This window comes from Bradyrhizobium sp., assembly GCF_049581145.1.
Classification (GTDB): domain Bacteria; phylum Pseudomonadota; class Alphaproteobacteria; order Rhizobiales; family Xanthobacteraceae; genus Bradyrhizobium.
This window is the reverse complement of record NZ_JBAURI010001148.1, coordinates 1-11,258: the sequence shown is the minus strand read 5'-3', so window position 1 is coordinate 11,258 and position 11,258 is coordinate 1. Positions and strand designations below refer to the sequence as shown.

Annotated in this window: 9 protein-coding genes and 1 pseudogene; 8 read left to right on the top strand and 2 right to left on the bottom strand. The window is 63.8% G+C overall.

The window, feature by feature from the left end:
- Window positions 1–486 (top strand): annotated as a pseudogene (locus WCB02_RS36615) (MFS transporter); the annotation flags it as partial.
- A 394-nt stretch (window positions 487–880) separates the two neighbouring features.
- Here WCB02_RS36615 and WCB02_RS36610 read toward each other — a convergent pair.
- Window positions 881–1,948 carry a DnaJ domain-containing protein gene (locus WCB02_RS36610; RefSeq protein WP_423966577.1) on the bottom strand — a complete coding sequence of 356 codons (1,068 nt, stop codon included), beginning with the start codon at window positions 1,946–1,948 and terminating at the stop codon, window positions 881–883.
- On the opposite strand from WCB02_RS36610, the gene WCB02_RS36605 reads away from it, so the two are divergent.
- Window positions 1,947–2,147, top strand: coding sequence for a hypothetical protein (locus WCB02_RS36605; RefSeq protein ID WP_423966575.1), 201 nt, complete (start codon window positions 1,947–1,949; stop codon window positions 2,145–2,147). The genes WCB02_RS36610 and WCB02_RS36605 overlap by 2 nt on opposite strands.
- 27 nt (window positions 2,148–2,174) lie before the next feature.
- Here the strand turns inward: WCB02_RS36605 and WCB02_RS36600 are convergent, their stop codons facing one another.
- The gene (locus WCB02_RS36600) at window positions 2,175–2,555 is read right to left on the bottom strand and encodes a hypothetical protein (RefSeq protein ID WP_423966573.1); all 381 of its coding nucleotides are present in this window, start codon (window positions 2,553–2,555) and stop codon (window positions 2,175–2,177) included.
- A gap of 475 nt (window positions 2,556–3,030) precedes the next feature.
- Here WCB02_RS36600 and WCB02_RS36595 point away from each other — a divergent pair, with 475 nt between their 5' ends.
- The 6 genes from WCB02_RS36595 to WCB02_RS36570 all read left to right on the top strand — a co-directional run bounded on the left by WCB02_RS36595 (window position 3,031) and on the right by WCB02_RS36570 (window position 11,078).
- On the top strand, window positions 3,031–4,332 hold the full coding sequence (locus tag WCB02_RS36595; protein WP_423966571.1) for a carbohydrate porin: 1,302 nt from the start codon (window positions 3,031–3,033) through the stop codon (window positions 4,330–4,332).
- A gap of 251 nt (window positions 4,333–4,583) precedes the next feature.
- Entirely contained in the window at window positions 4,584–6,575 is a 1,992-nt protein-coding gene (locus tag WCB02_RS36590) for a methyl-accepting chemotaxis protein (RefSeq protein ID WP_423966569.1), read from the top strand.
- Window positions 6,572–8,254: an ATP-binding protein gene (locus WCB02_RS36585; protein WP_423966566.1), complete on the top strand. Its 1,683-nt coding sequence runs from the start codon at window positions 6,572–6,574 to the stop codon at window positions 8,252–8,254. Before WCB02_RS36590 ends, WCB02_RS36585 begins: the two co-directional genes overlap by 4 nt.
- Window positions 8,255–8,272: 18 nt before the next feature.
- Window positions 8,273–8,650, top strand: coding sequence for a response regulator (locus tag WCB02_RS36580; RefSeq protein ID WP_423966564.1), 378 nt, complete (start codon window positions 8,273–8,275; stop codon window positions 8,648–8,650).
- A 133-nt stretch (window positions 8,651–8,783) separates the two neighbouring features.
- Window positions 8,784–9,233 (top strand): response regulator, encoded by a 450-nt coding sequence (locus WCB02_RS36575; protein ID WP_423966562.1) that lies wholly within the window; start codon window positions 8,784–8,786, stop codon window positions 9,231–9,233.
- A 147-nt stretch (window positions 9,234–9,380) separates the two neighbouring features.
- Window positions 9,381–11,078, top strand: a complete 1,698-nt coding sequence (locus WCB02_RS36570; RefSeq protein WP_423966559.1) for an outer membrane beta-barrel protein — start codon at window positions 9,381–9,383, stop codon at window positions 11,076–11,078.
- Window positions 11,079–11,258: the final 180 nt, after the last annotated feature.

Genomic DNA, 11,258 nt, shown 5'->3' with positions numbered 1-11,258 from the left:
GTGTTTGCCGGCGCGCTGATCGGCCCGGCGCAGGTGATCGCCCGGATCCTGGAGGCGAGTTTCCTGAGCCGCTTTCGCCCGCTGATATCGACGCGGATCGCCTGCATCACCCACCCGATCGGCGCCGCCATCCTGGCGCTGTCAGGCGGCGGCGCGGCCAGCGTGTTCGCGATCTTTCACGGCGCCGGCAACGGCATCCTGACCATCGCGCGCGGCACGCTGCCGCTGGCGATCTTCGGCCCGCAGAACTACGCCTACCGGCTCGGCCTGATCGGCGCGCCGTCGCGGATCTGCCAGGCGCTGGCGCCGCTGGGCTTCGGCCTGCTGATCGGACCGCTGGGGAGGGGTGTCGTGATCGTGTCCGCGCTGCTCAGCCTCGCCGCCCTGCTGGCGCTGCTGTCTTTGTCGGCCAGGGTTGCGGCAAACGCGAAAGTCATTCCCGCGGTGGAGACACAGCCATCCGAGAGCTCCGTCACAGCGGCTTGAAACGCCCGTCCTGCAGGAACGCGACGGTCTGGCCGATCGCTACCTGATGATAGGGCAGTCTTGGACGACCCGCCCTGACCTGATGTGATCCGCCATGCCGTCGAGTCGGGAGCTCGCGACCGAGACGAAACAGCCTGACGCGCGACATTCATCTCGTTCGTCGTCCGCGACGGCGATCGCCGATGATCGATATCCGTAATATTACGGCCCTTGGGCGTCATCGAACCCTGACAAAGGCCGCATAGAGCAACGGCGCTGGGAAATTTCAGCGGCCCAGTGAAGAACCCAACGCCGCCAAGCGAAGATACTCCGCTTGGCGGCGTTGCGCGTTTCACCGCCGATAGGGTGTTGCGATCAACGTCGCATCAGCCGGCCGCCTGGTGCGGCCGGCAAATCAATCGAGTCCGACCGGGCGTCGCTGCACGACCGACATCGCACCAAGTTCGATGCCGCCCGGAGGCCGCGGCTTCCTGACCACTGACGGCACAAGCGTCTTGGCGCCGCGGTTGTCCTTCTCCAGGCGCTTCGCCTGTGAAATGTCGGCGAACGCACGTTCAAACTTGCGCAACCGGTAGAACACGATGCCGCGATCGATATAGGCGGCGGCAAATTTCGGATCGAGCTGGATCGCCTGATCGAAGTCGGCGATCGCGCCGTTCAGGTCGCCGTTGCGATAGGCGAAAATGCCCCGCGCCCGATAGGATTTGGCGTCGCTCAGCGGCATGGGAGGAACGGGTCCGACGATCGCCGCCAGCGCAGCACCGGTATCGGCCGGGAAGGTCACGACGCTGGCCGCGATGGCCTGATCCGGCGCATCGGCGATCTCGAGCTTCGGCTTCTCATTCGCCGGGTCTTTGTCCTTCACGGCCTCGGCCGTTTCGGTCGGCGCTGCCGCCGCCTGCGGCTCGCCGGCATGCACTGGCGCGAATGCGACAATTGATTCGGTCGTCATGCCTTCCGGCGCTTTCGCGGAGGCCATCACCTCGCCGCGCGAGACCTGTTCACGCGAGACCTGGTCGTACGAGACTTGATCGTGGGCGAGCTGGCCCCGCAAGGCAGCCTCGACCTGGCCGCGCACGACGGCTTCGAGCTGTTGCAGCCGGACGCCCGATCGCGAGGACACGTGCATGAACACCGCATACCCCGCCAGACCCACGATCGAAACCACCGCGAATGCGAAAACGGCGGAAGAGAATCGGTAGACCGCCTGGGTGACCGCGCGCCGCGAGAGCGACACCTGCTCGATCCGGGCGAGCTCCAGCAGATGATCATACGCGGCGCGCTGATCGGTATCGGCGAGAATTTCGCTGGCGCGAACGATTTGCCGGAATCTCAGCGCAGCCAGCGGATCGCCCGGATTGATGTCCGGGTGAGCGCCCTTGACGGCTCTGCGGAAGGCAGCTCTGAGGCCTTCCGCGTCGTCGTTCGGAAGAGCTCCGAGTAGTTCGTAAAGGGTCTCCATGGACTACTTACTCGCGGCTACGCTTACTGCACTTCCCTCTATCTCCGTTCGAAATTCCCGCCGCGAATTTACCGTGGAGAAACAGGCGCTGACGCCGGGGATGATCGTATTTCAGCTGGGCGAAAAAATGACTGAATTGTGCGCGTTCGGCCGCAAGCGTTGCGCCCGTTCGCAGCACGATGGTAATTGCGCCCTGTGAAAGATCGTTGACGCCGAAGCTAAGATACTACCGGCTGGCGGACTGAATCTCGCATCTGCTGGCCATCTGCAGCGCGCGCAGCCGTTCGCGGACCCGCCTTTCCGCGCCCTGATAGCATTTCAGCTCGTATGCAACTTTCAAGTGCGCCCATTGGCCGGGGTCGATGGTCTTCAGGTGGGATGCCTTGAACGCGCAATCCGGGGCGGATTGCGGCACAAGCAGGGCGGGATCGGGCCGGCACAGCGGAGTTTCGGAACGCGCCGGCAGCGCCTCCTGCTTTTGTGCAAGTTCAGTCGTGTGCGGTCCGCATCCTGCCAGCGCCAGCGCCAGCACGATCGACAGCCGGCGCGGAAGCCGCGGCCAGATGGCCTTCATGTTGTTATGCATCGCCGGACCGACCCCTCTCATGCAGCGCATCTCGTTTGCGAATCTTTTTCGCAAAGCCGGGACGCTTGAGCCGCCGATCAAGCATGATCAATTTGGACCGGGATGCTTGCATTGCAATTTAACGCCGGGTGGCACTTCGGATGATGGTTAAGCGCGAATTAAAGGGCCGACGCGCGTGCGCGCCGGTCGCTCGGATCGCCTGCAGCAACGGTGTTGATGGTCGGCGCCGTGACGCTACTTGACGCCGTATTCCTTGCAGCCCGCAATCATTCGGCCAGTCTCAGTAATTTCACGGAGTTAATTTGGTAACTCCAGTAATTGCACGGATATCAACTGACAATTCCAGTAACAACACGGATGTTATTTAAGCAACACTAGTATTTATAAAACCATTATTTCGATATCCCAGTATTTCTACGTTTTTCAAACTGCAACTTTGGTTAATGACTTGCTGTAATCAGTGCGCATGTCGATTTTCCAATAAAGGAACAGGCCTGTGACACGCAGCACGATTCTCTATCGCTCGGCTGGTATCTTACTCGCGACTTGGGGTCTTACTCAGCCGGTTGTTGCGGCGGATCTGTCGCTGGCTTCTCCGCCGCCGGCGCCGGTCGACAGCTCGACGCCGGTCCCGTTGCGGTCATTTGCGCAGGTCTGGGCGGACAACACGCCCTCGCCGTATCAGCTCAAGCTGCAATACACCGGGGAAGTCTGGGGCAACCAGGGCGGCTTGCAGAGCGGCGAAGACTACATGGAAAACTATTCGGCCACCTTGAGGGTCGATACCGCCAAGGCGTTCGGCTGGACCGGAGGCTATTTTGTCGCGTCGGGCTTTTACAATAACGGCCCTTCGCTCGGCGCCAACTTCGTCGGAGCGGTGCAGGACCCCAGCGCCATGGATGTCTTCGCCCCCAACATGGCCCGGCTTTATCAGATGTATTACGACCAGTCCTTCGGCAAGTCGACCGACGTCCGGGTCGGCGTGATGGACCTGGAAACCGAGTTCGGCACCACCAAGCCGATGGCCATTTTCTTCAATGGCGCCTTTTCCTGGAACTCGGCGCTCGATGCATCCGGTGCAGGGGGATTGAACGGCCCGTCGACCTATCCCGACACGTCGCTCGGCATCCGCGTCAGACAGATCATCAACGATGAGTTGTACGTCAAGGTAGCCGTGGTCAACGGCATGGCGGATTCGATCACCAACCCGCAAAGCAACGCGGTCACGATCAGCAGCGCAAATGGCGCCTTTGGCATCGGCGAAGTCGACTATACACCCATCAAGAACACCAAGATCATCGCAGGCTACTGGATGTACACCGGCCTGATCCAGACCCAGGACCAGTTCACTCCCGCCGGCCTGTTGCAATCGGCCCGCGGCAGCGACGGCGGCTATGTCGGCGCCGCAACCCGTCTCTATACGATCCAGGGCGAGCGCGCAGTCGACGGCTTCGTCAACTTCGGCATGTCCGATCCCAAGTGGAACGATGTCGACCGCTCGGTAAACGCCGGATTGACCGTGACCGGCCTGTTCGCCTCGCGCCCCGATGACAGGTTCGGCGTAGCGACCGGCTATGCTCACGCGGGTGCGCCGCTGCAGGCGATCCAGCTCGCTCAAGGCGCTCCCATCACCAGCTATGAGCAGACCTTCGAAATGACCTATCGCGCGCAACTGAGCGACTGGCTGACGGTGCAGCCGAACATCCAGTACACCATCCATCCGGGTTACTACGGGACCCTCAAGAATGACTTCCTGTTCGGTCTTCATTTCGAGATCGGCCACTTGTTTAACCTGTAAGACATTCAATTCGTCTAGCGATCACATCAAGGAAAGCGCCATGCGAAAGATCGTATCACTGTTAGTCCTGTTTCTCGTTCTTTTCGGCACGGCGGCGGCGGACGCGCGCGGGGGGCGTGGCGACGATTGCCCCCCGAACTCGACCGACCCCGACTGTAAATAGGCGGGCGACTCTGCAGATGGGGAAAGTCCGGTCCCGGCAGAGTCGCTCCAAAGACGAGCGTGTTCTTACGGAGTGAGAGTATCCATCCATGTCAAAGCTTCTTCAGTTGACGATATTGCCGAAGATCCTGCTGCTGATGAGCTTGCTCGCTCTGGTATCGCTGGGGGCAACAGTGTTCGCCACCGGAAAGATGCGCTACATCGACGACACCTATGGTGACCTGATCGACGGCGCGGGCCGCGCCAATCTGGCGGTCGCGCGGGCCAACCGAAACCTGGTGTACCTCAATCGCTCCATCTACCGGCTGATCACCGAGGTGGCCGACGACCGGCGTCAAAGTGCGACAAAGGAAATCAACGATTCGAGGGAGTTCTTCAATAAGCAGATCAAGATCGCGGGCGAAGCCATGCCGGCCAAAGAGGCCGATATGCGGCAGATTGGAGCCAAGGTGAATGCCGCCTTGGACGGACCCTGCGCTGAAACGATCAAATTGGCGAACTCCGCCAAGGCGGAAGACAAGAACCGTGCAGAGACGCATATGCACGAGACCTGCGATCCGGTCCTGAACGAATCCATGGACGAGATCGCGATCCTGACCAACCAGATCCTGAAAATAAACGACAAGGGGTCGGACGACGCGCAGGCCGTGACCAACGCCACGATCAGGAACACCTATATCCTGGTCCTCGGAGGTCTGGCCGCCGTCATGTTGCTCGTGGGAACGCTGGTCGTGCGCTGGATCTCCCTGCCGCTCACCCGCCTCACCGACGGAATGAAGCAGCTGGCCGACGGAAATTTCAGCGTGGTGCTTCCGGGACTGCGCCGCAAGGACGAAGTCGGCGAGATGGCGCGGGGCGTCGAAATGTTCAAGGTCAAGTCCGAGCAGAAGGCGCGCAGCGAAGCCGAAGTGCAGAAGGTCGCCCAGGACGCGCTGGCCCGGCGCCAGGAGGAGGTCGACCAGCTGATCGGCTTCTTCGGCCGCAGCATGAGCGGCTCCTTCAAATCGCTGTCGGTCACCTCGGCCAACATGTCCCGCACATCGCTCTCGCTGGAAACGGCGGCACAGACCACCGGAAGCCACGCGGTGCTGGTGCTGGGCGAGGTCGGACAGACCTCAGCCAACATTCAGGCCGTGGCCACGGCATCGCAGCAGCTCTCGACGTCGATCTCCGAAATCGGCCGTCAGGCCACCCAATCCGCGCGCGGCTCGACCGCCGCGATGCAGCAGGCCGAGGCCGTCGTGACCAAGGTCGAGGAATTGCGCCACGCGGCCGACGAGATCGGCAACGTCGTCAAGCTGATCAACACCATCGCCGGCCAGACCAACCTGCTGGCGCTGAACGCCACCATCGAGGCCGCGCGCGCCGGCGAGGCCGGGCGCGGTTTCGCGGTGGTTGCCGGCGAGGTCAAGGCGCTGGCCGAACAGACCGCCAAGGCGACCAGCGACATCGCTCATCAGGTCGCCTCGATCCAGTTGGCGAGCAACGGCGCCGCCCAGGCCATCCAGGAGATCTCCGGCACCATTCGCGGTGTCAACGAGACGGCGGTCACCATCGCCTCCGCGGTGGAGCAGCAGGGGGCGGCGACCGAGGAGATCGCCCGCAGCATCGAGTCGGTGCGGGTCAATGCCGCCAGCATGACGCGCAGCATGGAGCAGGTTCAGGGCGCTGTCGACGCGACCAGCGGCAGCGCCGCCGAGGTCAAGCAGACCACCGAGGCCCTGTCTGTCGAAACCGGTATCCTGAGCACCGAAGTGCAGGACTTTCTTTCTTCCCTGCGCGATCTCGGCGAAAGCCAGCAGTTGCGTGCGCTGGATGTCAATCTGGCGGCTTCCGCGACCGCGGGCGGACGAACCACGACAGGACGGGTCACGAAGGTGTCGCCGGGCATGGCGCTGTTCGACGGGCCGTTGCAGGTGGCTGTGGGAACGCCGCTCGAGCTGCAGGTCGATGGGCTGGAGCGGACGCTGCATGGCCGTTTCGTCGACCGGATCGACGGGGGCTGCCAGATCCAGCTCCTGCTCAATCACGAACATCTCAGCTTCATGGAAGCCACCATGGCCCGGCTGGCCGCGGCATGATCGCCGCGCCGCATCAATCCGGCGCGCAGCCTGCAGCCGGGGGAGCGCCCCCCGGCGAAGCCGGCAGGCTCGCCGCGCTTCGGCGCTATCAGGTTCTCGATACGCCGCAGGAGCCGGCGTTCGATCGCATCGTCCGGCTGGCCGCCTTGTTGCTCGACGTCCCCATCGCGCTGATCTCGCTGGTCGACGCCGACCGGCAATGGTTCAAGGCCCGCTACGGCCTCGATGCGCCGGAGGCGCCGCGCGCCACGGCCTTCTGCGACCACGCGATTCGCGGCCGCAGCGTCATGGTGGTCCCCAACGCGGAAAGCGATCCGCGGTTTTGCGATAATCCGCTGGTGACCGGCGACATGCATCTCCGCTTCTATGCGGGCGCGCCGCTGGTCACGCCCGACGGTTTTGCGCTGGGCACGATATGCGCGATCGACCGGGCGCCGCGGCGATTGAATGGGCGCGACGAGGCGATCCTGTCAGCGCTCGCCGAACAGGTTCTCCACGAGCTGGAAGTCCGTTCGGCGCTCGGCGAATTGTACCGGGAAGTCGCCGAGGGACGCCGCACCGCGCGCACCCTGCAGAGCGAAGGCGCGAAGCTCGAGGCGCTGCTCAATGCCACCGAAAACGCCGTCGTCACCATCGACACCGACGGTCGGGTCGCGAGCCTCAATCGCGCCGCCGAAGCGATGTTCGGGTTCGAACCCGGCCGATCCGTCGGCGAGCCGATTGCCGGTCTGGTTGCCACCGAAGACGCCCCGGCCGGCTGCGAAGATTTGACGCGATCGATCAACGGTCATGGCTGGCGCAAGGATGGGACGCAATTTCCGATCGAGGTGTCGCGCGCGCGCTGGACCGACGCACAAGGCTGCCTGGCATCGGGTGCGATCGTGCGGGACGTCACCGAACGTCACCGCGCCGAGGCCGAAGCCCGCCGCCGCGAAGCTGCGGCGCACTCCCATGACAAACTCGCAGCACTCGGGCGCACCGCCGGCGGCGTCGCGCATGCACTGAACAATCTGCTGCAGCCGGTCATCGGCCTGACCGAACTGGAGCTGGATGACCTGCCCGCCGCAGGGGCCGACGCGCGGACGGAGAGCCGCGAAAACCTCTCGATGATTCTGGAATCCGGCAAGCAGGCCCGCGAAGTTGTCCGCAAGATGCTGATGTTCGCACGCAAGGCCAGGCCCGCGGTGGCGCCGGTCGATTTCCCCGCCGCGCTGCGCCGAAGCATGGCGCGCTGTGCCGCTTTGCTGCCGCCGGGCATCGATCTCGAACAGGTCATCGATGCCGCTGCGGTCGGCGTCGCCGTCATCAATGAGACCGAGCTGGACGAGGTCATGGCCAATCTGGCTGCCAACGCGGTCTATGCCATGGGCGGCAACGGAACACTGACGGTCCGGCTCGATCGGCTCGAAATGACGGAGGCCGCCGCGGCGCTGGGAATCGCGGCAGGCTCCTGGTTCAGGATATCCGTGGCCGATACCGGTCTTGGGATGGACGCCGAGACCAGGGCGCAAATCTTCGAGCCGTTCTTCACCACCAAACCGATCGGGGAAGGCACCGGTCTCGGACTCTCGATAGCCTACGGCGTGCTGCGCGGCTGGAAGGGCGCCATCGCGGTCGACAGCACGGTGGGCCGTGGCAGCACCTTTACGCTCTACATCCCGGTTTCCCAGACACCATAGAAACGAAGGAGAACTACCATGGCAGCCGTTCTATTGATCGACGACATGAAGGGCGTTCGCCGCACCGTCAGCGCGCTGTTGAAACGGGCCGGGCACACCGTGACCGAGGCCGACGACGGCGGTGCCGGCCTCGATCTCTTGAAGGGCGGCTCGCGCTTCGATCTGGTCATCACCGACATGCTGATGCCGAAACATGACGGCATGGAAGTGCTTCTGTTCCTGGAGCAGATGCACAACCGGCCCAAGGTGCTGGCGATCTCCGGCGGCGGCAGCCAGGTTTCGGCCGACGAAGCCTTCACGCTGGCGCGCAACAAGGCTGACGCCACGCTGGCCAAGCCGTTCGACAACGCCGACCTGCTCGCCGAAGTCAACAAGCTGCTCAAGGTCAATGCCTGATTGAAAAAGGGCGGCGCTCTGGCTCCGCCGAGTTCGCATGTAGGACACGATGTTGGTCACGCGGCCAGACCTGTCAGCAGGGCGAGAGACCGGCTTGCCGATCGAGGGGGAGCCTGTTCGAGGAGAAACGGCGGTGTCCGCCTCTCCCGGCGGGCCGGCGACCGCGCATGCGGGACGTCAACTCAACGTGCTGGTTGCCGAAGACGCTCCGCTCATCCGCATCCTGATTTCCAAGCTGTTGAGGAAGCGTGGGCACGTCGCCGACCTGGTCGTCGATGGTGAGGAGGCAGTTGCCGCCGTGCAGCGCAAAGCCTACGACCTGGTTCTGATGGACATGCACATGCCGAAGATGGACGGCGTTGCCGCGACCATGACGATCCGCAAACTCGGCGGGCCGGAGCGCCTGGTGCCGATCATCGCGTTGACCGGCGATGCCGTGGCGGGCCAGCGCGAAATCTGCCTCGCGGCCGGCATGGACGACTACCTGTCCAAGCCATTCGAACCAGCCGAGTTCTATGCGGCGATCGATCGCCATGGCGCGGTCGAGACCGGATCTGAAACGCCGCGCACGGTGGCGACCTGAAGCTTGTTGCCGCGGGCCGCCTCGCCGCCGCCGGATCGCGCGAGGCTTAAAAATCATGGTTACCCAATCCTCAAGGCTCAGCCTTTCTTAAGCATTTTTGCCCATTCTGGTTAACGGCTCCGGCCGTGACCAGTTGGGTTGAGTGACATGAAAACAGTATCGGCGGCGGTGATCGCGCTGCTCGCGAGCTCGGCTCTGGCGAGCGCGGCCGACATGCCGGCCTATCCATCGCCACCGCCCGTGCTGTGGTCCTGGACCGGGCTCTATCTCGGCGGCCATCTCGGCGCCGGTTTCGGCAATTCGTCATTTTCCGACGCGGCGGGGCCGGCCATCTTCGGCGGCACGGTGCGGACCTCGGCTGCGGTCGGCGGCGGCCAGATCGGCTACAACTGGCAGGCGCCGAACGCGGCCGTCGTGCTCGGCGTCGAGGCCGATGCCGACCTGATGAGCGCCGACGGCTCCGGCACGTGCCTCGCATCCTCGGGCTATTTCATATCGGCCAACTGCCGCGTCCGCCCGGTCTCTGGCGGCAGCTTCACCGGCCGCCTCGGCTTCGCGACCGGGAAGGCCGGACGCACGCTGCTCTATGCCAAGGGCGGCGTGGCATGGCTCGATGAGACCACCGATATCACCACCAATGGCGCGCTTCCTTATGCCCCCAGCAGCCTCGATGGCGTCCGCTGGGGATGGACGGTCGGTGCCGGCGTCGAGCGGGCGCTGACCCCGGCCTGGTCGCTCCGGCTGGAATATGACTACGCGAAATTTGGCGACGCCGGCATGGCGACGCCCGCAAGCTATTTCCAGGTGCTTCCGCCGTTGCCGAACGGTTACGTCACCACTGCGGGCGGTACGACCAATGTCAGTCAGAGCCTGCAGACGGTCAAACTGGGTTTGAACTACAAGCTCGGCGAAGACCTCCATGCGCAATGGCAGCCCTCGGCGTCGGACTATCATTTGCGGGGCACGGCGGATGCGCCGGTCATTCCGGAGGCGGAGATCGAGATCGGGGGCCGGGTCTGGTACAGCTCCGGCCGTTTCCAGAAGGACCTGGCGACGACCCAGTCGGCGAGCCTGACGGGCCTGCTGGTGTCGCGGCTGACCTATGACACCGCTGCTGCGACCGGCGAGCTGTTTGCCCGCATCGACAGTCCCTCCAACGTCTTCGTCAAGGGGTTCATCGGCGGCGGCAGGATTCTGTCGGGCAACATGCATGACGAAGATTGGGGTGCCTTCAATGGCGAGGTTCCCTATTCGAACACGCTGTCCAGCACCACGGGAGATCTGGCCTACGGCACCTTCGACGTCGGCTATTCGGTGTTTCGCGGGCCGAGCGCCAAGGTCGGCGGCTTCGTCGGATTCAACTATTATCAGGAGGACAAGTCGGCCTATGGCTGCAGCCAGATCGCCAATCCCTATTCGGACTGCGTTCCCGCCATTCCCTCGTCCACGCTCGGCATCACCGAAGACGACAAATGGTACTCGCTCAGGGTCGGGCTGAACGGCGTCGTCACGCTCGCCGATCGATTGAAGCTGACCGCGGACGCCGCCTATCTGCCCTATGTGGCGTTCCGCGGCACCGACGACCACCTGCTGCGCACCGACGTCTCCGATACCGTCTCGCCGGAGAGCGGCTCCGGCCAGGGCGTGCAACTCGAGGCGCTGTTGTCCTATGCAATCTCCAATGCCTTCAGCGTCGGCGCCGGCGGCCGCTATTGGGCGATGTGGGCGCCGACCGCCTATACCAACGGCTTCGGCGCGCCGTGCCCTTGCCAGGGCTTGCCGGTCCGCACCGAGCGCTACGGCGCCTTCCTGCAGGCTGCCTACAAGATCGACGCATTGAAGTAGCGCGCGGATCGGCAACGGCAGGTTCCGCCGCAAGCGCGCGATCACGCGGAGGCGCAAGGACGCAGATCTCATCCTGAACCTGATCCAGAACAGCGCTTCCGATTTTCAGAAATTGTTGTTGACGCCCACCCCAAATCACCTGCATAGTACCGCGATCCTGTCCCACAGAGGGGCGTTCCG

Bases quoted from the DNA above. Each gene is read 5' to 3' on its own strand.
- WCB02_RS36605 (WP_423966575.1), top strand. From the start codon at position 1,947: ATGGACTACTTACTCGCGGCTACGCTTACTGCACTTCCCTCTATCTCC.
- WCB02_RS36610 (WP_423966577.1), bottom strand. From the start codon at position 1,948: ATGGAGACCCTTTACGAACTACTCGGAGCTCTTCCGAACGACGACGCG.
- WCB02_RS36600 (WP_423966573.1), bottom strand. From the start codon at position 2,555: ATGAGAGGGGTCGGTCCGGCGATGCATAACAACATGAAGGCCATCTGG.
- WCB02_RS36590 (WP_423966569.1), top strand. From the start codon at position 4,584: ATGTCAAAGCTTCTTCAGTTGACGATATTGCCGAAGATCCTGCTGCTG.
- WCB02_RS36585 (WP_423966566.1), top strand. From the start codon at position 6,572: ATGATCGCCGCGCCGCATCAATCCGGCGCGCAGCCTGCAGCCGGGGGA.
- WCB02_RS36580 (WP_423966564.1), top strand. From the start codon at position 8,273: ATGGCAGCCGTTCTATTGATCGACGACATGAAGGGCGTTCGCCGCACC.
- WCB02_RS36570 (WP_423966559.1), top strand. From the start codon at position 9,381: ATGAAAACAGTATCGGCGGCGGTGATCGCGCTGCTCGCGAGCTCGGCT.